Source organism: Nocardia sp. bgisy134, assembly GCF_057708325.1.
Window position 1 is genome coordinate 183,690 of sequence record NZ_JBYIRW010000004.1, and the last position, 21,716, is coordinate 205,405.

General features: G+C 66.9%; 20 protein-coding genes and 3 pseudogenes. 12 read left to right on the forward strand and 11 right to left on the reverse strand.

Annotated elements, in window-relative coordinates:
• Positions 1-144: 144 nt before the first annotated feature.
• Positions 145-759, forward strand: coding sequence for a TetR/AcrR family transcriptional regulator (locus AC3ERS_RS09785; protein WP_431965751.1), 615 nt, complete (start codon positions 145-147; stop codon positions 757-759).
• 211 nt (positions 760-970) lie between these two features.
• On the opposite strand, the gene AC3ERS_RS09790 is transcribed toward AC3ERS_RS09785, so the two are convergent.
• Positions 971-1,291: a hypothetical protein gene (locus AC3ERS_RS09790; protein WP_431965753.1), complete on the reverse strand. Its 321-nt coding sequence runs from the start codon at positions 1,289-1,291 to the stop codon at positions 971-973.
• Positions 1,292-1,432: 141 nt separating this feature from the next.
• Between AC3ERS_RS09790 and AC3ERS_RS09795 the strand changes: the two genes are divergently transcribed.
• Together AC3ERS_RS09795 and AC3ERS_RS09800 are read left to right on the forward strand one after the other, a co-directional pair.
• Positions 1,433-2,374 carry an ATP-binding cassette domain-containing protein gene (locus AC3ERS_RS09795; protein WP_431965755.1) on the forward strand — a complete coding sequence of 314 codons (942 nt, stop codon included), beginning with the start codon at positions 1,433-1,435 and terminating at the stop codon, positions 2,372-2,374.
• Entirely contained in the window at positions 2,371-3,120 is a 750-nt protein-coding gene (locus AC3ERS_RS09800) for an ABC transporter permease (protein WP_431965757.1), read from the forward strand. The genes AC3ERS_RS09795 and AC3ERS_RS09800 overlap by 4 nt, the downstream gene beginning before the upstream one ends.
• Here AC3ERS_RS09800 and AC3ERS_RS09805 read toward each other — a convergent pair.
• Positions 3,104-6,298: an ATP-binding protein gene (locus AC3ERS_RS09805; RefSeq protein ID WP_431965760.1), complete on the reverse strand. Its 3,195-nt coding sequence runs from the start codon at positions 6,296-6,298 to the stop codon at positions 3,104-3,106. The two genes, AC3ERS_RS09800 and AC3ERS_RS09805, sit on opposite strands and share 17 nt — an antisense overlap.
• A 151-nt stretch (positions 6,299-6,449) precedes the next feature.
• Between AC3ERS_RS09805 and AC3ERS_RS09810 the strand changes: the two genes are divergently transcribed.
• Entirely contained in the window at positions 6,450-7,670 is a 1,221-nt protein-coding gene (locus tag AC3ERS_RS09810) for a cytochrome P450 (RefSeq protein ID WP_431965762.1), read from the forward strand.
• Positions 7,671-7,675: 5 nt separating this feature from the next.
• Positions 7,676-7,870, forward strand: coding sequence for a ferredoxin (locus AC3ERS_RS09815; protein WP_431965764.1), 195 nt, complete (start codon positions 7,676-7,678; stop codon positions 7,868-7,870).
• A 200-nt stretch (positions 7,871-8,070) separates the two neighbouring features.
• On the opposite strand, the gene AC3ERS_RS09820 is transcribed toward AC3ERS_RS09815, so the two are convergent.
• From AC3ERS_RS09820 to sigJ, 4 genes are all read right to left on the reverse strand, one after another.
• On the reverse strand, positions 8,071-8,664 hold the full coding sequence (locus AC3ERS_RS09820) for a GNAT family N-acetyltransferase (protein WP_431965766.1): 594 nt from the start codon (positions 8,662-8,664) through the stop codon (positions 8,071-8,073).
• A gap of 87 nt (positions 8,665-8,751) precedes the next feature.
• Positions 8,752-9,150, reverse strand: a complete 399-nt coding sequence (locus tag AC3ERS_RS09825; protein WP_431966167.1) for a GtrA family protein — start codon at positions 9,148-9,150, stop codon at positions 8,752-8,754.
• A 309-nt stretch (positions 9,151-9,459) separates the two neighbouring features.
• On the reverse strand, positions 9,460-10,647 hold the full coding sequence (locus AC3ERS_RS09830; protein ID WP_431965768.1) for an NAD(P)/FAD-dependent oxidoreductase: 1,188 nt from the start codon (positions 10,645-10,647) through the stop codon (positions 9,460-9,462).
• Positions 10,648-10,728: 81 nt separating this feature from the next.
• Entirely contained in the window at positions 10,729-11,670 is a 942-nt protein-coding gene (sigJ, locus tag AC3ERS_RS09835) for an RNA polymerase sigma factor SigJ (RefSeq protein ID WP_431965770.1), read from the reverse strand.
• Between the two features lie 91 nt (positions 11,671-11,761).
• On the opposite strand from sigJ, the pseudogene AC3ERS_RS09840 reads away from it, so the two are divergent.
• Positions 11,762-11,905 (forward strand): annotated as a pseudogene (locus AC3ERS_RS09840) (helix-turn-helix domain-containing protein); the annotation flags it as partial.
• Positions 11,906-12,208: 303 nt separating this feature from the next.
• The gene (locus tag AC3ERS_RS09845) at positions 12,209-12,379 is read left to right on the forward strand and encodes a hypothetical protein (protein WP_431965772.1); all 171 of its coding nucleotides are present in this window, start codon (positions 12,209-12,211) and stop codon (positions 12,377-12,379) included.
• A gap of 485 nt (positions 12,380-12,864) precedes the next feature.
• Here AC3ERS_RS09845 and AC3ERS_RS09850 read toward each other — a convergent pair whose 3' ends face one another.
• Positions 12,865-13,590 (reverse strand): TetR/AcrR family transcriptional regulator, encoded by a 726-nt coding sequence (locus tag AC3ERS_RS09850; protein ID WP_431965774.1) that lies wholly within the window; start codon positions 13,588-13,590, stop codon positions 12,865-12,867.
• A 153-nt stretch (positions 13,591-13,743) separates the two neighbouring features.
• Here AC3ERS_RS09850 and AC3ERS_RS09855 point away from each other — a divergent pair, with 153 nt between their 5' ends.
• Positions 13,744-14,661 (forward strand): NAD-dependent epimerase/dehydratase family protein, encoded by a 918-nt coding sequence (locus AC3ERS_RS09855; RefSeq protein WP_431965776.1) that lies wholly within the window; start codon positions 13,744-13,746, stop codon positions 14,659-14,661.
• A gap of 79 nt (positions 14,662-14,740) precedes the next feature.
• Here the strand turns inward: AC3ERS_RS09855 and AC3ERS_RS09860 are convergent.
• Together AC3ERS_RS09860 and AC3ERS_RS09865 are read right to left on the reverse strand one after the other, a co-directional pair.
• Positions 14,741-14,964 (reverse strand): annotated as a pseudogene (locus tag AC3ERS_RS09860) (glycosyltransferase family 39 protein); the annotation flags it as partial.
• 50 nt (positions 14,965-15,014) lie between these two features.
• Positions 15,015-15,674 (reverse strand): annotated as a pseudogene (locus AC3ERS_RS09865) (carotenoid oxygenase family protein); the annotation flags it as partial.
• Here AC3ERS_RS09865 and AC3ERS_RS09870 point away from each other — a divergent pair.
• Positions 15,561-16,358 carry a TetR/AcrR family transcriptional regulator gene (locus tag AC3ERS_RS09870; RefSeq protein ID WP_431965778.1) on the forward strand — a complete coding sequence of 266 codons (798 nt, stop codon included), beginning with the start codon at positions 15,561-15,563 and terminating at the stop codon, positions 16,356-16,358. The pseudogene AC3ERS_RS09865 and the gene AC3ERS_RS09870 overlap by 114 nt on opposite strands.
• A gap of 403 nt (positions 16,359-16,761) precedes the next feature.
• On the forward strand, positions 16,762-17,733 hold the full coding sequence (locus AC3ERS_RS09875) for an NAD(P)-dependent alcohol dehydrogenase (protein ID WP_431965780.1): 972 nt from the start codon (positions 16,762-16,764) through the stop codon (positions 17,731-17,733).
• Here AC3ERS_RS09875 and AC3ERS_RS09880 read toward each other — a convergent pair.
• Together AC3ERS_RS09880 and AC3ERS_RS09885 are read right to left on the reverse strand one after the other, a co-directional pair.
• Positions 17,723-18,679 carry a phytoene/squalene synthase family protein gene (locus AC3ERS_RS09880; RefSeq protein ID WP_431965782.1) on the reverse strand — a complete coding sequence of 319 codons (957 nt, stop codon included), beginning with the start codon at positions 18,677-18,679 and terminating at the stop codon, positions 17,723-17,725. The two genes, AC3ERS_RS09875 and AC3ERS_RS09880, sit on opposite strands and share 11 nt — an antisense overlap.
• A 12-nt stretch (positions 18,680-18,691) precedes the next feature.
• A complete protein-coding gene (locus AC3ERS_RS09885; RefSeq protein ID WP_431965784.1) occupies positions 18,692-18,883 on the reverse strand; it encodes a hypothetical protein in 192 nt (63 codons plus the stop codon).
• A gap of 345 nt (positions 18,884-19,228) precedes the next feature.
• On the opposite strand from AC3ERS_RS09885, the gene AC3ERS_RS09890 reads away from it, so the two are divergent.
• Positions 19,229-20,719 carry an SDR family oxidoreductase gene (locus AC3ERS_RS09890; RefSeq protein ID WP_431965786.1) on the forward strand — a complete coding sequence of 497 codons (1,491 nt, stop codon included), beginning with the start codon at positions 19,229-19,231 and terminating at the stop codon, positions 20,717-20,719.
• Between the two features lie 142 nt (positions 20,720-20,861).
• Positions 20,862-21,707 (forward strand): alpha/beta fold hydrolase, encoded by an 846-nt coding sequence (locus tag AC3ERS_RS09895; RefSeq protein WP_431965788.1) that lies wholly within the window; start codon positions 20,862-20,864, stop codon positions 21,705-21,707.
• The last annotated feature ends 9 nt before the right edge of the window (positions 21,708-21,716 follow it).

The window sequence follows — 21,716 nt, forward strand, 5'->3', positions numbered from 1 at the left end:
CGCTAAACGGTGCGCCTCCCCGCCAGATCAGGACCCTCCAGCCGCTAATTGAACAATGGTGTTCAATTATGCGTCCACTCGTTCGATCCTGCTACAGTCTCAGCTGATTGGACACGAGCGGGCACTGGATCGGAACCGGGGCGCATGACACCGACGGAAGAGCGAATTTTCATCGCAGCTGTTCAGCTGTTCGTGGACAAGGGGACCACCCAGATCACCATCAGCGAGTTGGCACAGCAAGCCAATGTCGCCCGAGGCACGCTGTACCGCAACATCGGTTCGATCGAGGGCCTGTTCGATCGCGTCGTGCACGACATCAGTACAGACATGCACCAGCGTGTCGCCGCGACGTTCACCGGCATGGACGACCCCGCCGCCCGGATGGCAACGGGCGTACGGCTGTGGATTCGAACCGGCCACGACAACCCGTTGATGGGTCGCTTCGCTGTCGAGTTCGGCCTGCTCACCAAGGAAATACTCCGAACATGGTTGGCCGGGCCGCCGCAGGAAGATTTCCAGGCCGGAGTTGCCTCAGGGCGCTACATACTCGGCTCGGCCAGCATCGAGAGCGTCATCTCCATGGTTCTGGGCTCCACATTGAGTGCGATGTGGATGGTGCTGGAAGGTCATCAAACATGGAGAGAGGCAGGGGCGTCGACCGCAGAGCTGCTGCTGCGCGCACTGGGCATCGATCCTGAAGAGGCGCACGAGATTTCGACTCGAGAACTGCCAGCACTCGCTCCCAGCACAGTCCTGTAGACCACCACCATCACCGCCACCGTGGACGCCGACGCCTCGTCGCTCACAGTTCGCGGCACCGATGACGACCGAGGTTCGACTCTGGTTCACCGTTGTCCTGAGCTGATCGGAAGCAGTTTCGCAGATCGGTTTCCACGCGGAGATCGCTGACATCTGTGCACCGACAACGACTTTCCGTCACGGTGGATCGCCGACCCCGCCGGACCGGAGCTCACACGCCCGGACCACCGCCACCGTAGCCGTGGTGCCCGCCTCCCGCCGGACCACCACCGCCGGGACCACCCGGCCCCGGCTGGTGCGGGCCGCCGTAGCCCGGAGCTGCGCCCGGCCCGCCCGGTACACGACGCGTGGACCGGCGGGTCACCAGCACGACGATCAGCGGAATACCGATCACCACGAGCGCGATCAGCCCGATAACAGCGAGCCAGACCAGGTACCGACTGAGTTGCAGGAACTTCTCCGACTCCGGCGGCGGCTCGGGAGTGGGATTGCCGACTTGCGCCAGAATGTCGTACGCGGTGGCGAGAAGCATTGTCGTGCTGCCGATCTGCTCAGCGGATACGGAAATCCTCGACGGATCGTATCGTCTCCCGGAGCGGTGTGAACGTCAATGCGGAACTCCGTGTCAGGGGCGTGACAGGCCGGTGTCAGGCCGGGTGCCGATGGTGGTCGCATGAGTAATTCAGCGATCGCGGTTTCCGGGCTGCGGAAGGCATACGGGGACAAGGTGGTGCTCGATGGCATCGATCTGGATGTCCCTGCGGGAACGATCTTTTCCCTTCTCGGCCCGAATGGGGCGGGTAAGACGACGACGGTGAACGTGCTGAGCACGTTGATCACGGCCGATGGCGGGACGGTACGCGTTGCCGGCCACGACGTCGCGACCGAGGCCAAGGCGGTGCGCGCGGCGATCGGGGTCACCGGTCAATTCGCGGCGGTGGACGAGCTGCTGACGGGGCAGGAGAACCTGCAGCTGATGGTGGACCTCAACGGGATTCCCGACCAGGCAGGCAAGCGGACCGTCACAGAACTGCTGGAACGCTTCGAGCTGGTGGAGGCGGCGCACAAGCCCGCGTCGACCTACTCCGGCGGTATGCGCCGCAAGCTCGACCTGGCGATGACGCTCGTCGGCAACCCGAAGATCATCTTCCTCGACGAGCCGACCACCGGACTCGACCCGCGCAGCCGCCGCACGATGTGGTCGATCATCCGCGACCTGGTGGCCGACGGCGTGACCATCTTCCTCACCACCCAGTACCTCGAGGAAGCCGATCAACTCGCCGACCGGATCGCGGTACTCGACCAGGGCCGCCTGGTCGCTCAGGGCACTCCCCACGATCTCAAGCGCCAGATCCCCGGGACGCACGTCCGGCTCCGGTTCGCCAACGGCTCACAGCTCGGCGCGGCCGCGCGTCTGTTCCCCGACTCCACGCAGGACGACGAGACACTGACCCTGCGGATTCCCAGCGATGGCGGCACGAAATCGCTTCGGGTGCTGCTGGACCGGCTCGACGAGTACGGACTCACCGCCGACGAGTTCTCCGTGCACACACCCGACCTCGATGACGTTTTCCTCGCCCTGACGGGCCACACCACGGAGGTAGTCGCGAAATGACCGCCAAGTCCCCTTCGATTGTCATGTTGCGCCGCAACTTCAAACACATCGCCAGGAACCCGACCTCGGTGTTCAACGCGGTCCTGATGCCGATCATCATCATGCTGATGTTCGTGTACATGTTCGGCGACGCTTTCGACGTCGGCGTCGACTACATCGACTACGCCACGCCCGGCCTGATCCTGTTGGCGGTCTGTTACGGGCTGGGGGCCACCGCGACAGCGGTGAACTCCGATATGACGAACGGCATCATCAACCGGTTCAAGGTCATGGACGTCTCCCGCGGCGCGGTGTTGAGCGGTCATGTCATCGCCACTGTGCTGACCAATCTGATCGCCATCACGGCCCTCGTCGGAGTGGCGTTCCTGCTGGGATTCAGTCCGTCGGCGAATGTCCTCGACTGGCTCGGTGTGGTCGGCATCGTCGTGCTGCTCGGTGTCGCGGCCAGCTGGCTCACGGTCGCCTTGGGATTGGCGGCGAAGTCTCCGGAAACGGCGGGCATGGCCTCCGTGCCGCTGGTCATGCTGCCGTTCTTCAGCAGCGCGATCGTGCCTGCGGAGAAGATGGGACCGGGCTTGCGGCAGTTCGCGGAGTACCAGCCCTTCACGCCGATCATCGAAACCCTGCGCGGGTTGCTCGACGGCGCACCGAACACCGGCGATGCGATCACCGCCATCGCCTGGTGCGTCGGGATCGCGGTCGTCGGGTACCTGTGGGCGCGTTCGACATTCAGCAAGCGAGCGTGAACGCGGCCAACTCGTGCCAGCTCGCCCACGCCCCCTCCTGTGCCGCCTCGGTGAACCGCGTGTCGCCGAGGCGGCTTCGCGCGGCCTGCTCGATCCTGACCACATCCGGTTGAGAGTGATCCGCCAGACCACGCACGCCTGCGCTCGCCGCGAGCAGCCGCGCGGCTTGCTCGTAGTTTTCGTCACGCAGCGCCAGATCCGCGATCCCGACGAGCGCCCGGGCGATCAGGGGTGCGTGCCCCGCCTCGGACGCCGCTTGCAAGGCCGCGACGCGGTGTGCGCGCGCCTCGTCGAGATCCTCGGCGAGATAGCCGAGCAGATCCTGTTTCATCGCGCGGCCGATTGCCCGCTCGGCGTCATCGCCGAGCAGCGTTGTCGCGATGTCGAGTTGCCGGTATGCCTGCTCGGCATCGCCGATCCAGCGCGCGAGTTCCGCCTTCGACAGCGCCAGCTCGGCAAGCACATTCGGCCAGGCGACTCGTTCCGCGGACCGCTGCGCCTCGGCCATGGCCGCCGCGCTCGACTCCTCGTCGCCCGACAGCCAGTACAACTGGGCCTGCCGCGACCGCAACGGCACGACATCCTCGATGGCGCCGATCTCGGTGACGACCGCGATCGCCTGTTCGTAATGCTCACACGCACTGGCGAACTCGCCGCGCATGGCGATGCGATTCGCCAGCTCGGTCTGGGCGAACGAAATCCCCCACCGTTCGCCGAGCGCGCGAAACTCGGTGAGCGCCGCCTCGAGATAGGTGTCCGCATCCCGGCCGCCATAGCCGAGCTGGATCCGCAATTTGCCGAGCTGCAGCCTGCCCAGGGCGCGCACCCAGGGGTCGTCGTCGGCCAGCAGTGATTCCCACGCGGGCAGGAACGCGTCCGGCCCTTGCAACATGCGTTCCAGCGGGGCGGCAAACCTCAGCACCGGGTGACGGCTCTGAACACGCCTGCTGGATTCGTAAGCTTTGCGGATCCACTCCTCCGCGTTGTACTGGTCACTCTGCGGCCCGGAGATCACGAACTGAACGACGAACGCGTACACCACTGCCCGGATCTCGTCGGCCACCTCGCCGGGCATGGCCGTGGCCGCCAGGATCAACTCGTTGCCCTCGGCCTTGTGCCCGCCGAGCCACCAGTACCAGCCTGCGGCCGCGGCGAGCCGCATCACCCCGTCGGCCTCGCCGGCCGCGAGCGCACCACGCATCGCGGCAGCGATATTGTCGTGCTCGGCCTCCAGCGTTGCGAGCCATTCCAATTGCTCGGCGCGGCGCAGATGCGGATCCGAGATTTCGGCGAGTTCGGTGAAATACGCGAGATGCGCACGACGCGCCGAATCCGATTCCCCCGCCTCCGTGAGACGCTGTTCGGCGTACTCCCTGATCGTGCCGAGCATCCGGTAGCGTGGCGCCAAGTCGCCCTCGGTGAGCACCAGCGATTTCTCGGTCAGCGCGGTCAGCAACTCGAGTACCTCACCCGCCTCGACCGCCTCGCTCCCGCAGACCCGCTCGGCTGCTTCCAGGCTCGCCCCGCCCGAGAACACCGAAAGCCTGCGCAGGACAACCCGTTCCGCGTCGGTGAGCAGCTCCCAGCTCCAGTCGACCACCGCGCGCAGCGTCCGGTGCCGCGGCAGCGCGGCCCGGCTGCCGCCGGTGAGCAGGCGGAACCGATCGTCGAGCCGGTGGGCGAGCTGATCGAGGGACATGGTGCGCAACCTGGCCGCGGCGAGTTCGATCGCCAACGGCATCCCGTCCAGTGCCCGGCAGACGCGCGCCAACGTCGACAAGGTGTGGGCGTCGGTCGTGAGGTCCTTGCGCACCGCGCGGGCTCGGTCCAGCAGCAGCAGGATGGCCGGAGCCGACGCGATCTCGCCGGGGTCGGCGTGTTCCGCGGGTAAGGCCAACGGTGCGACCGGCCACAGTGCCTCACCAGTGATGCCGAGGGGTTCCCTGCTCGTCGCGAGGATCCGCAGCTGCCTGCACTCTCCGAGTGCTCGATGGGCGAACGCTGCCGCGGACTCGATCACGTGCTCACAGTTGTCCAGAACGAGCACCATCGCCCGCTCGCGGACCGCGGCGATCACCCGATCCGTCGGCTCCGCGTCCGGCGCCTCGCCGAGCAGCGCATCCCGCAGTTTGAGCGCGGCGAGCGTCGCTTGCGCGATATTGTTCCCGCTTCCCTGCCCTTCGGGCCCATCCCCCGTGCGCCCGCCTCCGGTGTCACCGTCGGCGCCGATGGCCGCGAGTTCGACCAGCCAGGCACCGTCCGGCAGGTCGCCGAGCAGCGTGCGCGCGGTTTCCGTGGCCAGTCGGGTCTTTCCAGAGCCGCCCGGCCCGATCAGGGTGGTGAGCCGGTGTTCGGCGATGAGTTCGCCGACCGCGGCGACATCGGCGTCCTTGCCGACGAAGCTGGTCAGCTCGGCACGTAAGTTGGTCTTCCGGTTGTCCTCCCGCCGTCCCAGCTCGCCCCGCAGCAGCGCGATGTGCAAGGCGGACAGCTCCGGTGCGGGGTCGACGCCCAGCTCGTCGGCCAGGGTTTCTCTCGCCCGCTCGTACACCAGCAGCGCCTCGGTGTCGCGACCGGTCGTGACGAGGGCACGCATCAATGCGGCGACGAGCCGTTCTCGCACCGGATGCGCGGCCACCGAGTCGGTCAGTTCCGTGACCAGCTCCGCACCGTGGCCGAGGCTGATCTCGGCGTCGAACCGATCCTCCATGGCGGTCAGGCGTAGCCCCTCGAGACGGGTGACGACCACGTCGAACGCCGCACTGTCCTGCAGACCGACGTCCTGCATGGCCGCGCCGCGCCACAACGCGAGAGCCTCGCGCAGCCGCCGTACTCCCTGGGGACCCTCGTCATTGCGGGCCTGGGCGACGAGGCGTTCGAACCGCACGGCGTCGACGGCATCGGGTTCCACCCGCAGCCGATAGCCGTCCGTCTGCCCTTCGACCATCCCTTCCGGCAGCGCCTTCCGCAGCCGGGAAACCAAGCGGTGCAGCGCATTCGCCGCGTCGGAAGGAGGTTGTTCTCCCCAGATCCAGTCGATGAGCGTCGCTTTCGGGACCGCGTGACCTGGTTCGAGCGCGAGGGCGATCAACAGCCCGCGCAGCCGCGCGCCCGGCACGTCGGCGTAAACGCCGTCTGCCGTGCGTATCTCGAATGGTCCAAGTATCCCGATCTGCACCTGGCTGATCTTGCCATGGGCGGTCTGCGGGCCTGTGCCGCTGACGTGGTGCGGAAGCCGCGCGTGCGCTGGTCGGTGTCAGAGCCGTGACAGTCGCATGTCAGGTCCGTCGGCGAGTGTTGCCACAACAACCGCCACGAAAGGAAATCCGATGAGTCAGACGGTTCCCATCCCGCACGGCCTTCCCATGGAGCGCGATGCGGGCCCCTTCGACCCGCCCCGCGACATCACCCGGCTGCGCGAGGCTCGCCCGGTCAGTCCCCTGGTCTTCCCCGATGGGCACGAGGGCTGGCTCGTCACCGGCTACGACGCGGTCCGCCAGCTCATGGCCGACACCCGGTTCAGCTCCCGCCAGGACATCGGCATCGTCCACATCCCGTACGAGACCCCCGGCATGCCCGCGGCAACCGAACCGTCCCCACAGATTCCGGGTCTGTTCATCGCCATGGACCCGCCGGACCACACCCGGCTGCGGCGCATGCTCACCGGCGCCTTCACCGTCAAACGCATGAAGCAGCTCGAAGAGCACATCATCGACATCGCCGAGCGGCAACTGGCGGAGATGGCACGCCTGACCCCGCCGGTCGACCTCGTCAAGGAGTTCGCCCTGCCGGTGCCCTCGCTGGTGATCTGCGAAATGCTCGGTGTCCCTTACGAGGACCGGGAGACCTTCCAGACCAACTCCGCCCAGTTCTTGGTCAAGGACCAGTCGCTCGACGAGAAGATGGCCGCGTACGGCGCGATGACCACGTATCTCGCCGAACTGGTCACGCGCAAACGCGCCGAACCCGGCGACGACCTCCTGTCCGACCTGGCCCGCCAGGACGACCTCAGCATCGAGGAACTGATCGGCATCGCCTTCCTGCTGCTGCTCGCCGGCCACGAGACCACCGCAAACATGCTGGCGCTCGGCACTTTCGCGCTCCTCGAGCATCCCGAGCAGCTGGCCGCACTGCGCGCCGACCCCGATCTGGTCCCCGATGCCGTCGAGGAACTCCTGCGCTACCTGTCCGTTGCCGACATCTTCTATCGCTACGCCACGGAGGACATCGAACTCGGCGGCGAACTGATCGGCAAGGGATCGACCGTCGTCGTCTCACTGCTGGCCGCGAACCGCGACCCCCGGCGCTTCGACAACCCCGACACCCTGGACATCCGCCGCGAGGCCCGCGGTCGTCTGGCCTTCGGCCACGGCATCCACACCTGCCTCGGCCAGCAACTGGCCCGGATCGAGATGCGCGCCGGGTTCGAGGGGCTGCTGCGTCGCTTCCCGACCCTCGAGCTCGCCATCCCCGCCGACGAGGTGAAACTCAGGACCGACATGAACATCTACGGCGTCCACGAGCTGCCGGTCACCTGGACGAGGAAGTGACCGGGATGCGAATCTCCGCGGATCGGGAGCGCTGCATCGGCGCGGGCATGTGCGCCCTTGTCGCACCGGAGGTCTTCGATCAGGACGAGGGCGACGGCCGGGTGCGGTTGTTCGCCCCGAGACCACAGGGCGGTCACGCAGCGGTGCGGGAGGCCGTGGATGCTTGCCCGTCCGGGGCACTGGAAATCGACGAGTCCTGAGACCGGAGCCTGATACCGTCCGCGATCACCTGCCGGGACGCACGTGTCCCGCAGGTGGATCCGGGGACCGCTGGTGCGTTGCCGACACAGCACCCAGCCTCGTGACCGATTCGCCGTGCCGACAAGGAAAACCGCTGTTCGGCACAGGTCTGTACTCGCCGACCCGGAGGGGAACGAATTCTGCCTGCTCCGGGCCCGTGTCACGGCGGTGGAGAGCCACCCGAACCCTGCTTGATCCAAAACATCCCGCGACCGGACTCTGCGGGAGCGCGCTTTTCGCGAGGCTCGATCCGATCGAGACGATAACCGAGCCGGCGAGCGACCGCAGCGCTGCGAAGGTTCGCTTCATCGCAATGGATCTCGACCTGGTCGACACCGGGCAAAGTCAGTGCGATGCGGGTCAACTCAGCCACGCTACGGGTCACCACACCACGACCGGTGTGCTCGACATGGCACCAGTAACCGATCTCGACCGCTGGAGGACCGAGGCCGTCGAGCAGGCCGATCCCGCCGAGCAGCCTGCCATCGCCGTCGAAGATGCCGTAATGGAAGCCTCGATCGGCAGTAGGCCAGCTCTCGGCGACCGCCGCACCGAATGCGCGTTGCCGCTCCAGCGTGGTCGGCTCGGCAAGCCAGTCCATCCAGGGATGGATGTGTTCATAGGACGCTGTGATCGCATCGAACTGTGGCACCAGGTCCTCCGGCAGCCATCGTCGTATCAGCAGATCTCCCAACTCGATCCGCTCCGGCGGACCGACGCCCGGTGCGAGTGCAGGCAGCAGTTCGACATCCATGCAGGCATCGTGGCAGCCCAACTGGTCCGCCAGTGTCTCGTCCCCCAACGAGGTTGACGCCAAACCTGATTCGAAATGGGCGAACTTTCAGAAGACGAAGCCGCGCAGTACCAGGAACCGCACACCGCCGACCGCCGCCATGACGGCGGTCACGGCGCCCGCCTGTGCGATCTCGCCGAGGCCGGGCGCCAGGAACTCCAGTCCGGCCAGCGCCGCCGTGCTGATCAGAAGGCCGATCAGCGCCAGCCCGCCGCCTTCCCACTGTGCGGTGAACCAACCGACTCGTCCGGCCGCGCGAAAGGTGAGCCGCCGGTGCAGTTCGTTCGCGATCACCGTGCTGACGATCGAGCCTGCGATATTGGCGACCAGCGGGCTGATCCCGTTCGTGGCCATGAACAGCAGGACATAGGCGATGTTGCTGGAGCCGCCGACCAGGGCGAACCGGATCAACTGGGCGAAGGCGTGGTCGCCGCGCAAGTACCGCATCACGCGGGCGAGTCGGTCGAGCCATTCCGTGCGCAGGCTCGGGTAGGGGCCAGCACCGATGTTCTGAGCGATGCCATCGAGGATCGTCTTGTCCCCGTATGCCTTCCGGAGCCCATAAGCCGCAATTGCTGTGCTGTTCACAGGAATACTGTCGCCAGCCCGGCTTACACCGAGCTGACGTCGGCCTGACAGTCCACTTACACGATGTTCGGCCTGATCACAGCGGGCAAGCACCGGCTCGAAGCCATCGAGACCCGCCCCAGTTCGTTCCCGCTGGGGCGGACCTGCACCGGCTCCGCACCCGCGCGCTCAGACGGTCGCGACCGGAGCCGCCGCGCCGGTCTCGACCAGGCTTCGACGCCGGCTCGGCACCATCAGGGTCGGATGGTTGACGCTCCACACGGTGGCCTTGCAGATCAGCTCCTTCACGCGGGCGGCCTTGTGGCCCACGTCGACCTTCGAGGTCGGCTGATCCTCCTTGGTCACCTTCTGCACGATGGCATCGCGGCGGCCGAGGCTGATGCACTGGCTGTTGTAGCCGATCGGGGCATCGGGGACTTCACGTCCGGTCAGTCGGGCGGCAATGGCGTCGGCGCCCAGCCAGGCCATCGGGGAGGCGGTGGCGCAGCCCATGCGCAGCGTCTTGCCGCCCACTCCCGCGGCGTGCGCGGCGTCGCCGAAGGCGTACACGTCCGGGTGCGAGACCGAGCGCTGGGTGGCGTCGACGACGATCCGCCCGGCCTCGGAGACGGTGAGTGTGCTGGCGGCCGCGATCGGGTGCACGGCGAATCCCGCTGTCCAGATGGTCATTTGCGCGAGGATCTCCGCGCCCGATCGGGTGGCCACGCCCTCTTCGGTGACCCGGGTGACGTCGGCGTGCTCGTGGACGGTGATACCGAAGCGTTCGAACGCGCCGTGCAGGTGGCTCTGTGCCTTCTCGTCGAGCCAGTCGCCGACACCGCCGCGCGCGGCCATGGCGACCTTCAGATCCGGGCGCGCCTCCGCGATCTCGGTGGCGATCTCGATGCTGGTCAGGCCGCCACCCACGATCAGCACGGTCTCGTCCGCCCGCAGCTGGTTCAGGCGTTCCCGCAGCCGCAGCGCGGCCTGCTTGCTCGCCACCTGGTGGGCGTGCTCGACGACGCCGGGGACGCCGAAATCGGCGACGGTGCTGCCCAGGGAGTAGACGAGTGTGTCGTAGGCGAGGGTCTCGGCCCCCTGCTCGCCGATCAGTTCGACGGTCTTGCGGTCCGCGTCCACCGAATCGACCCATGCGATGCGCACCTGAACGCCGGTGCCCGCGAACATCTTCCGCAGTGGGCGGACCGGCAGGTCCTGCCCGGCGGCGAGCTGGTGCAGGCGCACCCGTTCGACGAAGTCGGGATCGGCGTTGACCAGGGCGATCTCGACGTCGTCGCGGTGCAGTCGCTTGGCCAGGCGGCCGGCGGCGATGGCTCCGGCGTACCCGGCTCCGAGGACGACGATGCGGTGCTTCATGGTGTTGCTCCTGTCTCGGTGGGTTCGGACCTTGAACCGGACAGCCTCACGAATGCTGACAGGAGCGGACTGTGATGTGGTTCACCATAGATCGGGCAGGGGCGCTCCCGGTGCGTACGTGGCCCACTGGCGGTTGGCGTGCGCCAGCTTGTCGGGATTGACGTGGGCGTGCACGGCGGCGATGCCGTCGGTGGTCACCTCCAGCACCACGACGCCGACGATCCGATCCTCGGCCGCCAGGACCAGCGCGGGCCTGCCATTGACGATCGCGGCGAACGGCGTGGGCTTGCCGCCGAGCTTGTCCCACTTGGTGCCCGAGGGTTTGATGGCGAGCCGCACGAACAGCGCGATGCGCTCGGCGCCGACGAGCGGCCTGTTCAAGGTGGCGAAGAAGGCGCCGCCGTCGCCGATGATGGCGGCGTCATCGGTAAGCAACCGCACCAGCTCGTCGGTCCGGCCGCTGACCGCCGCGGCCAGGAATTCCTCCACGATCCGGCGGGCGGCGGCCTCGTCCACCTCGATGCGCGCCCGTTCCACGGCCAAGTGCTGTTTGGCGCGGCGATAGACCTGCTGGCAATTGGATTCGGTGATGTCGAGCAGGTCGGCTATCTCGTGGTGCGGATAGCCGAAGGCCTCGCGCAGCACGTACACCACGCGCTCCTTGGCGGTGAGCCGCTCCATGAGCGTGAGCATGGCGATCGACACCGATTCACGCTGTTCGACGGTGTCGGCCGGGCCCAGCATCGGGCCACCGGCCAACACCGGCTCCGGAAGCCATTGCCCCACATAGGTTTCCCGGCGCGCTCGGGCCGAGGTGAGCTGGTTGAGGCAGAGATTGGTGAGCACCTTGGTCAGCCACGCCTCGGGCGTCTCCACGTACTCGCGGTCGGCGGCCTGCCAACGTAGATACGTCTCCTGCACCGCGTCCTCGGCGTCGCTGGCCGAGCCCAGCAGGCGGTAGGCGATCGCCTCCAGGCGGCCCCTGGAGCTTTCGAACAGATCGGCCTCGCGCGTGAGCAACATGTCAGCCATGGTCGGCTATGCGCACCGGTCGCGTCCAGCCGTACCGGACCTTCGCATCCGCGCGAGAACAAGGCTTCCTCGGAGTGCACTCACCCGGATGGCAGATCGGCTCTACACCCACCGCGGCACGGTCGTGCGTCGCCTGGCACGGGTCGACGAGCTACTGCCTCGACCCTTCGCGACCAACACAGTCGCGGTCGGCGCGACACTCGAGGTTCTCCGCTGGTCCAGGTGACACAAGTACGCAGACCTGACCACCTGCCGTCGCCCTTGCCTCTGGTCGGTTGCACCTCACGAAGCCGCCGAGGGCGGTGGTCTAGGCGCGAGTGGGAGTCGGTTCGCGGGCCGCTTGCCGGGCCGCGTCAACGTCGATATCGGCGCCCGGCCGCTGTTAAACGGATTAACACAAACTTTCGCCGATACTTTGTTAACTCCACAGGGCGACCGCACAGGGCTACCCGCGGGTAATGAGAACGTGTTCTGATGGGCCCCGTCCCGAACCTGGGACGCATCACATTGCACGACCAGAGGATGAAGTATGACCTCCAGAATTGCCCGCCCACTTGCCATCACCGCCCTAGCGCTGTCCGCAGGCGCTCTCAGCGCCGGCACCGCCGCCGCACACCCCATCGCCACTCCCACGTCGGGTTCGGTGGAAGTGTGCACCGGTATCCCGGTCGGCCAGATCGAGATCAGCTTCTGCCTGTAACCGCCTGGGTCCAGCTGAGCCAGCGGTAGTTGCGAAACCGTTCGTGGTGAAACCGCCCGCTCAATCGGTCCGGAATCGCCACCACCGCAGAGTGTTCGGACGCATCTCCGCCTGGGGCCGCACGACCCCAGGCGGAGACCGCGTCCGCGCCGAGCGCAACGGTTCGCGTCGAACAGCCCGCGTCGCGGATCGCGCGCTTCACCGCCCGGCGCACTCGATTCGCCTGCCGCAGCACGCCACCCGGGCACCCTCGGCCGCGAACGGCGGCGACGAGATCGTCGTCAATGGCAGCGAGCGCTTCATCACCGACGCACCGGATTACGACCTGCCCATCACCTTCGCGCAACTGAACGCGACACCGGGAGTGAAGGGCATCGGCGCGGTGGTCGCCGAAAAGGGGAGGTTCCCACAGCCTTTGGACGTTTCCGTCGCCAAACTGCATGCCGCCGACATGGGCCGCGACGTGTGCTGGAGGGTGGCTGGAGCTACATGGCCTGGGCGTTCGGCAGTCCGACGAGGTCGGCCATCAGGTTCATCTGGTGGTGGAAGTAGTCGGCCCGGGCTTCGATGGTGCCTTCGAGGCGGCCGTAGATCTCGAAGCTGACGAGGCCGAAAAGCTGTGTCCAGGCGGCGAATACACGGCCGAGTGTGTCCTCGGGGAGGTCGGTGGTAAGTTCTTCGGCCTGTGCTCGTTGGTCGATCAGCGCACGGAGATCCGCGCGGACGGGTGCGGGGAGCAGTGTTGGCACTGACGGGGGGTCGATGCGTCCCGCGGCCGTCGCAGCGATCGCTATGTCGGAAAGCAGGAGGACGACGGTCGAGGCTGGGCGGATGGTGTCTTGCGGGGCGTTGTATCCAGGGACCGGGCTGCCGTAGAGCAGGCCGTATTCGGTCGGGTGGGCCAGCGCCCAGTCGCGAACAGCGGTGCAGACGGCGATCCATCGGCCCCGGTAATCACCCTCCGGCACTGCCGCCGCAGCGGAAGTGGCTGCCGCGCCGAGGGATTCGTAGCCTTCCAGGATCAGCGCGGTCAGCAGGTCGTCGCGGCTGGGGAAGTACCGGTAGAGCGCCGAAGCGACGATGCCCATATCGCGCGCGACCCCGCGCAGCGAGAGAGTGGCCCCGTCCACCGCCAGTCGGCGGCGCGCGACGGCCTTGATCTCCTCGATCATTTCCGTGCGAACACGGGCTCGTAGCGAAGGGGCGGACATACCGCCAGTGTAGAGAACGCGTGGCCAAAAAGAGAACAGTAGGCCGTTTCGAGAACACTGTTCTTGACAGCCTTCGACCTCGGCATCTAGCGTGAAAGCGTCGCGAGAACGCTGTTCTCGAAACGGAACACTTGAACAGGATCGAGGACCACCATGTCCCTGCACGTCGTCGTCGGAGCCGGCCCCGTCGGATCGGCCGCCGCACTCCTGCTGGCCGAGCGGGGCGACGATGTTCGCCTGCTCACCCGCAGCGGATCGGGACCCGAGCATCCGCGCATCGCACGCATCCGGGTCGATGCCACCGACGCCGCGAACCTCACCGCCCAGTGCGCGGGAGCGACCGCACTGCATCACTGCGCCGGGCTCGAATACGCCCGGTGGGCCACCGGCTTCCCGCCGCTCATCCACGCCGCGATCGACGCGGCCGAAGCCTCCGGCGCGCTCCTGCTCACCGTCGGAAACCTCTACGGCTACGGCGAATTCGACGGCCCGGTCGACGAATCCCACCCCCTGCGCCCCAACTCCACCAAGGGGCGGATCCGCGCCGATCTCTGGAACGAAGCCCTGACCGCGCATCGCGACGGCCGCATTCGCACCGCGGAAGTCCGCGGATCCGACTACCTGGGAGCCGGAGCCAACTCGACTTTCACCGCCGTGGTCCTGCCCGCCGCCATCGCAGGCAAGACCGCACTGTTCCCCGGCGACCCCGACGCTCCGCACAGCTGGACAGCCATCCACGACGTGGCACGTACCCTCCTCGCGGTGGCCGATGACGAAACATCCTGGGGCAGAGCATGGCACGCGCCCACCGCCGCTCCCCTGTCGGTCCGCGCCCTCGCCGATCTGACGGCCACGCTCGCGGGCGCGTCCCCGGCACGAGTCCGCCGCATGCCATCGGCAATGCTGCGGGCCGCCGGCCTGTTCAACGCCGACGCCCGTGAAATACGCGAGTTGCGCTACCAGTTCGATCGCCCGTTCGTGGTCGATTCCACGGCCGCGACCGAGAAATTCGGTATCGAATCCACATCGACCCGAGCGGCGCTGCAAGCCACACTCGAGGTGCGGCCGTGACCGACGGTCTCCTTACTCATTTCGCCGGGATGGCAACAGTCCCAGAGATCCGCACCTCGTAAAGCCGACGCACGCAACGGTTCACAGCTTCTTCGGCGCAGTACCCGGCGACCACCATCAGGAACGTCAACAGCGCATCGGGGTTGTCGTACCGGAACATCAGCGCCGCGACGGGCGTGCCAGCCAACGCGACCCCGGCGATCAACCCCGCCGCCGGGGTCGCTGCACCGCGGCATACACCAAAGCCACCGAGCCGATGCCCATCAGCGCTTGCGACAGCATCACCGACCACCCACTGAATCCGACTGGCAACAAGCTGGGAGCGCCCTCTCCTCACCGATCCGGGTGGGGCATCAGGTCGCTGTGATACTGGCGGTCGGAACCCAGTTCCCGTGGAAGCCGGCCGGAACGCGATGTGGCAACGGAATATTCGCGATCGTCTCCAGCGTCCCGGCGTCGAGGATCGCCAACTCGCTGCGGTCGGCGGGGAGATCGGTGACATACCCCATCAGAACGCCATCGTCTTCACCGGAATCGGCGGCAGCAGGCTGGAAGACGAACTCCCCCACGACCTTTCCCGCACCGAATGATCGGGTGCGCGACGTCCTCGCGTCGAGGTCGTGCTTCAGCAATACCGGGCTTCCTCCCAAACCTGTCCCGACCGCGGACGCGTACCCGTACCGATGCCGCCTACCGACCAGGCGTTCGTCGACGCGCGGGAACTCCTGCGCCCGATCGTCGAGCCGCGACTCGCGGACCCGCCCTCCCGCCAGGTCCACGACCCAGCGATCCAGCGTGGGCGGCCCTTCCCACGGGCCTGCGGTATTCCGGTCGAACATCTTCGGATGACGCACGACATCGAGCACGACGGTTTCGCCGTCGTCGTAGGCGTTCATCGGGTGGAAGACGTAGCAAGGCTCGATATCGAACCAGCGGACATCGGCATTGTCGCCGTCTCGGGGCAGCACGCCGATGCGGGCCGGATAGCGCGGATCCCAGCTGAACGGAAGCCGAAAGGACAGCCCGCCCAGAGCCCGCGAGCGCGACTGATCGAGGCAAGCATCCGGTTACTGGAAGAGGTGGGACCGGAGGCGTTGCGGGCGCGCACAGTCGCCGCCGAGATCGGTGCGTCCACGATGGCCGTGTACACGCATTTCGGCGGCATGAACGAACTGCTCGACGCCGTCGCGGCGGAGGCATTCGCACGCTTCGGCGCCGCACTCGCCGTTCCCGAGACGAACGATCCGGTCGCCGACTTCTTCGCGGCGGGCAACGCGTACCGCAGCTACGCACTCGCCAATCCGCAGCGCTACCGGCTGATGTTCGGGCTGGTCTCCCCGCAGACCACCCGCCCGGCGGCCGGGAACCTCAGCGCCACCGGCACGCCCGCCGAATCCGCCGTCGAAGCAACGTCTTTCAACCAGATGATGCACGTCGTCGAGCGGATGATCGAGGCCGGTCGCATCCGCGCGGACCCGGTCGCCGATGTCGCGGGACGGCTCTGGAGTTTGGTGCACGGCGTGGTCCTGCTCGAAATCACCGGCTACCTCGGACACGAAGGGCACGCCGCCACCAATATCCTCGGCCCCGCGACCGTGGACCTGCTCGTCGGCATGGGTGACGAACGGAGCCGAATCGAGCAGTCGAGGGCCTACGCGGCAGATCGGCTCGCCGAGCAGGCACCGGGCAGCTCGTAGCCGCTGCCGCGCGTCCGGCGGACAGGCGCCGGACGGCCTCGTGCTGCACCGCGGTGAGTTCGGCGTCCGGCAACGGCGGCATCCGATCGGCTCGGCCGGGTGCGGACGCGAGGGATTCGCTCATCGATACCTGCTTCAGTCGGTTCGCATTCGGGCCGGGCCGGAGCGTGGGCCGCCGGGCGAGTGCAGGAGCGAACTCGCCCGGCGGCGGCAGAGTGCAGCGATCGACGATCTTGGGGCTGCTGTCCTTGGCGGTGTGCTCGGCCAACACGACGACCCGCCCCGCATCGCAATCCGGTCGAGCACTGAAATCAGTGCTCGTCTCAGGGGCTTCCCCGATGTCCGGCCCTGGCGTGTCGATCTACGGTTTCGGCACCAACGGGTAGCGCGAATGGAGAACCCAGTGAAAGCGATCATGCAGGACCGGTACGGATCACCGGAGGCTCTCGAGTTCGGCGAGATCGCCGTCCCGGTGCCTGGTGACGACGAGGTTCTGGTCCGGGTGTACGCGGCCGCGGTCAACGCCCTCGACTGGCATGTGATGCGGGGAGATCCGTACCTGGCCCGGCCGATGATGGGACTGCGCGGGCCGCGGGCGAAGATCCGCGGCCGCGATTTCGCGGGCCGGGTGGAGTCCGTTGGGCGAAACGTGACGCGGTTCAAGGCCGGTGACGAGGTGTTCGGCGAGTCCGATGGCGCCTTCGCCGAGTACGTGGCCGCCCCGGAATCCGTGGTCGGGCACAAACCGGCTCGCCTGACGTTCGAGCAGGCGGCCGCGGTTCCCTTGGCGGGCAACACCGCACTCATAGGACTGCGTGACCTCGGCCAGGTCCAGCCGGGGCACCGGGTACTGATCAACGGTGCGTCCGGCGGCGTCGGCACGTTCGCAGTGCAGATCGCCAAAGCCTCCGGCGCGCACGTGACCGGCGTGTGCAGCACCAAGAACATCGAGCAGACGCGGTCGCTCGGCGCGGACCAGGTCATCGACTACACCGAGGACGACTTCACCAGCGGCACAGTGCGTTACGACCTGATCTTCGACCTGGTCGGTAACCACTCGTTGTCCGATTTGCGGCGAGTGCTGACACCGGATGGAAGGCTCGTTCTGTCCGGCGGCGGTGTGTACCGCGGGGGTTCGGTTGTCGGGCCGATGGCGCTCATGGTGACGGGAATGGTGTTGGCGCGCTTCGCTCGCTGGGTGGACGTCCTCCAAGTAGTGCAGCGCGCCGACAATCTGACCGCGCTCGGCGAGCTGGCCGAAGCCGGGAAGCTCACACCGGTGATCGAACGGACTTACCCGCTCAGCGAGGCGGCGGCGGCCATCCACTACCTCGAAACCGAGCATGCGCGAGCGAAAGTCGTCATCACGGTCTGACACAACCGCCGCACTGCTTGCTGCGCGCCACCCACGCGCGCAGCAGGCCCTCGGTACCCACTCGAACTCGCCGCCGGGTGCCGACGGTGGCGCGATGGCCGAACACTTCGAAATCGACGTCCTCGATGCGGTCGAGAATCTCGGAGTACAGCAGTAGCGCGGTCGCCACGCAGGGACGAGACCGCGGTACCAGCCGTTCGATGCCTCCACGCGCAAAGTCGTATATCTGCCTGGTGATTTCGTGCTGCGCGGCGAGTGCGCGGCGCACCCGGACATCCGCGCGGCCGTACCGGCGGCACCACACGAGCAGTTCCCGGTCCACGCCGTGAGCGGCCAGTTCGTCGGCGGGCAGATAAACGCGGTCGCGGGCTAGATCCTCGTCGATATCGCGCAGAAAGTTGGTGAGCTGAAACGCCTTTCCCAGCGCGGCCGCATACGGCGCCGCGTCCTGCTCCGATGCCGTCGTGCCCAGAATCGGCAGCAGTTGCAGACCGATCACTTCGGCCGATCCGTAGACGTAGCGATCCAATGTCACGCGATCGGGATAGTCGGTGACCGACAGATCCATTCGCATCGACGCGAGAAAGGAGTCGAAGAGATCTTCCGGTATGTGGTAACGGTCGGCGGTGTGCAGCACCGCGGCCAGCACCGGATCGCCGGCCGTATCACCCGCTGTGAATTTGGCTGCCAGACTGTCCAATTGGGATGCTCGCTCGGCGGTTCCGAGCCGTGGATCCAGATCGTCGAGAATGTCGTCCGCCCGGCGGGCGAAGCCGTAGAGCGCGTGCACGCCGGGTCGCTGGTCGGGAGCGAGCAACCGGGTGGCCAGAAAGAACGTCTTGCCGTGCCGGGCATTGAGCGCCCGGCAGTGTTCATATGAACGTCGTAGCGATCGATCGGTGATACCTGCCGCATCCAGTTCGACGCGGCCTGTGACAGTGCGCATCGTATGCCTCCTCTACCGCTGCCGCGCGGTGCACAGCATCGCCATCTGTTCCAGCGCCACCCGCTGCCCGATCCCGAACGAGCTTTCGCTGAGCGCGTCCGTGGCCGTTTCGACGCGATCGGCAATCATCGCCTCGACGTATGCGGGCGCGCCGGATGCGGCGATCAGCGCGCGGCAACGGTCGATCGCGGCACGATCGACCACCGGGCGGCTCGTCGGTTCCGACAGTTCGCCAGAGCGGTCTCGTCCATCGTACCGCGAAAACGATGCATATTCGATTCAATCAGGCATTCCCTGCGGAAGCGCAGCTGGATCGCGACCACGGCGGCACGGTGGAACGGCACAACTCGATCGTGCTCGACAGTGTGTCGCGAGAATTGTCATCACACCAACCCGCCCGCGCACGGCGGTCGACACCTAAGCGACACAGGCAGCCGAGCGGAAACGCACCGAGTCGGCGGGAACATCGGGACTCGCCGTTCAACACCTCTCGGGGTAGCGTCGAATTGATGCACAGACGATGCGTATATGAGGATGCGAGGTGCGGACATGCGATGCGTGGTGTTCGGAGCGAGCGGATACATCGGAGGCCGTCTGGTTCCGGAGCTTCTCCGAGCCGGTCACTCGGTACGCGTGGTCGCGCGTAGCCCGGGAAAGCTCGCCCACGCTCCCTGGCGGGATCGGGTCGAGATCATGCGCGGCGATGTCCTCAGCGATGAGGATGTCCGCGATGCCGTCGCAGAGCAGGAAGTGCTCTACTACCTCGTACATTCGCTCGACCGTGCGGATTTCGGAGAGATCGACCGTGCGGCCGCAGCTCGCGTCGCCGCTGCCGCCGCGACGGCAAGGGTGAGTCGCATCATCTACCTCGGCGGCATCACTCCCCCGGGACAACCGCTCTCGCGTCACCTGGCATCGCGCGCGGAAGTCGGACAGATCTTCCTGGCCTCGCCCGTCCCGACGCTGGTGCTGCGCGCGGGTGTAGTCATCGGGTCCGGCTCCGCGAGCTTCGAGATGCTTCGCTACCTCACCGAGCGGCTACCCGTCATGGTCACGCCCCGGTGGGTCCGGAACAGAGTTCAACCGATCGCTGTCCGCGACGTCCTCTATTACCTGGTACAGGGCGCGGAATTGGCGCCGGATCAGGTCGGCGCCTTCGATATCGGAGGCCCGGACGTCGTCACCTACGAGGAAATGATGAGGACGTATGCCGAACTGGCGCAGCTGCCTCGTCGTGTCGTCATCCCCGTACCTCTCCTGACGCCCTGGCTGTCTGGCCAGTGGGTCAACTTGGTGACACCGGTGCCACGCGCGATCGCGATTCCGTTGATGGAGTCGCTGATCAACGACGTCGCGTGTTCCGACCATGCCGTTTCACTGATCATCCCGGACCCGCCGGCCGGGCCGATACCGTTCCGCGAGGCGGTGACGCTGGCACTCACCAGAATTCGAGATCTCGACGTTCCGACCCGCTGGTCGGATGCCAGTCCACCGCAAACACCCTCGGATCCATTGCCGTCGGATCCCGATTGGTCGGGCGGCTCGCTGTACCGCGATCTCCGCGAACGACCGACTCACGCGGATCCCGACGTTCTGTGGTCGGTGATCGAATCGGTCGGCGGGGAACATGGCTGGTACTCGTTCCCGCTCGCGTGGGCACTTCGTGGGTGGCTGGATCGAATCGTCGGCGGTGTCGGTCTACGTCGGGGACGGCGACATCCACATACCCTCCGCCAGGGTGAGGCGCTCGATTGGTGGCGCGTCGAAACCCTCGAACGTCCACGGTTGCTGCGGCTGCGCGCGGAGATGCGCATTCCCGGACGGGCGTGGCTCGAACTATCCGTCACACCGACACCCACGGGCGGCGCGCTGTACCGCCAATGCGCGGTGTTCGAACCACGAGGACTGGCCGGACATGCGTACTGGCAGTCCGTCGCCCCCTTCCACGCGCTCGTGTTCGGCGGCATGGCACGCAACATCACGGCAAAGGCGGAAGTCACAAAACACGCTCCGCGATCGATCGCACCGCTGCCTGGCTAGCGATGCGCCAGGTTTTTGCTGGCAGCTGACCGAATATCGCCGCCGCTGACGTGTCCACGTTGATTTAGCGACGATTTCGCATCACAACGTACTGCTTGCTGTATGTTTGCCATCGTCGTACACAACTTTCGGGAGGTTTGTCATGATCGATGAGCGCGACCGATTCGCTGATCTGTCCGAGGTCAGGATGTGCTACCGCGACGAGGGTGATCCGTCGGGGAAACCGCTGCTGATGATCATGGGGCTCAGCTCGCAGCTGATCCACTGGCCCCAGGAAATCGTCGACCGCCTCGGCGAGCGCGGCTACCGGGTGATCCGTCCCGACAACCGCGACAGCGGTCTGACCGAGTGGAAGATCACGCCGCGCCAGTACTTCCTGAGGGCGATCGCGCGCGACTCCGTCGAGCTGCTCGATCATCTCGGCATCGAGCAGGCGCACGTCGTCGGCGCCTCGATGGGCGGGATGGTCGCCCAGCTACTCGCGATCGAGCACCCCGCGCGGGTGCTGTCGCTGTGTTCGATCATGAGCACCCCGCACATCAGCATCGGCATGGCCGATGGGGAGGTACTCCAAGAGCTGACCAAACCGCTGCCCTCGGATCGTGAGGAGGCGATCGAGCAGACCGTCGACCTCTACACCCTCATCGGCTCGAAGACCTACGCCGACAGGGAGCGCCGCCGCGCGCTCGCGACCCAGGCCTACGACCGCGCGCGCCACCCCGACGGCCCGGCACGCCAGGTGACCGCGGCCGTCATCGCTCCCGACCGCAGGAGGCGCCTCCAGCAGTTGCAGCTGCCCGCGCTGGTCATTCACGGCGCCGAGGATTCGCTCATCAAGATCGCCGGCGGCGAGGCCACCCACGCGGCGATCCCCGGATCGATCTACCTGCCCTTCCAGGCGATGGGCCACGACATCCCCGCGCCGCTGTTCGACGAAATCGTCGCGGCCATCGCCGACAACGCCGCCCGCCGCCCCGCGGTCGTCTAAGGCTCTCAC

Coding starts and splice junctions, on each gene's coding strand:
- AC3ERS_RS09890 (WP_431965786.1), top strand. CDS start 19,229: ATGCGATGCGTGGTGTTCGGAGCGAGCGGATACATCGGAGGCCGTCTG.
- AC3ERS_RS09845 (WP_431965772.1), top strand. CDS start 12,209: ATGACCTCCAGAATTGCCCGCCCACTTGCCATCACCGCCCTAGCGCTG.
- AC3ERS_RS09855 (WP_431965776.1), top strand. CDS start 13,744: ATGTCCCTGCACGTCGTCGTCGGAGCCGGCCCCGTCGGATCGGCCGCC.
- AC3ERS_RS09850 (WP_431965774.1), bottom strand. CDS start 13,590: ATGTCCGCCCCTTCGCTACGAGCCCGTGTTCGCACGGAAATGATCGAG.
- AC3ERS_RS09800 (WP_431965757.1), top strand. CDS start 2,371: ATGACCGCCAAGTCCCCTTCGATTGTCATGTTGCGCCGCAACTTCAAA.
- AC3ERS_RS09880 (WP_431965782.1), bottom strand. CDS start 18,679: ATGCGCACTGTCACAGGCCGCGTCGAACTGGATGCGGCAGGTATCACC.
- AC3ERS_RS09895 (WP_431965788.1), top strand. CDS start 20,862: ATGATCGATGAGCGCGACCGATTCGCTGATCTGTCCGAGGTCAGGATG.
- AC3ERS_RS09820 (WP_431965766.1), bottom strand. CDS start 8,664: ATGGATGTCGAACTGCTGCCTGCACTCGCACCGGGCGTCGGTCCGCCG.
- AC3ERS_RS09825 (WP_431966167.1), bottom strand. CDS start 9,150: ATGCGGTACTTGCGCGGCGACCACGCCTTCGCCCAGTTGATCCGGTTC.
- sigJ (WP_431965770.1), bottom strand. CDS start 11,670: ATGTTGCTCACGCGCGAGGCCGATCTGTTCGAAAGCTCCAGGGGCCGC.
- AC3ERS_RS09795 (WP_431965755.1), top strand. CDS start 1,433: ATGAGTAATTCAGCGATCGCGGTTTCCGGGCTGCGGAAGGCATACGGG.
- AC3ERS_RS09785 (WP_431965751.1), top strand. CDS start 145: ATGACACCGACGGAAGAGCGAATTTTCATCGCAGCTGTTCAGCTGTTC.
- AC3ERS_RS09830 (WP_431965768.1), bottom strand. CDS start 10,647: ATGAAGCACCGCATCGTCGTCCTCGGAGCCGGGTACGCCGGAGCCATC.
- AC3ERS_RS09790 (WP_431965753.1), bottom strand. CDS start 1,291: ATGCTTCTCGCCACCGCGTACGACATTCTGGCGCAAGTCGGCAATCCC.
- AC3ERS_RS09815 (WP_431965764.1), top strand. CDS start 7,676: ATGCGAATCTCCGCGGATCGGGAGCGCTGCATCGGCGCGGGCATGTGC.
- AC3ERS_RS09810 (WP_431965762.1), top strand. CDS start 6,450: ATGAGTCAGACGGTTCCCATCCCGCACGGCCTTCCCATGGAGCGCGAT.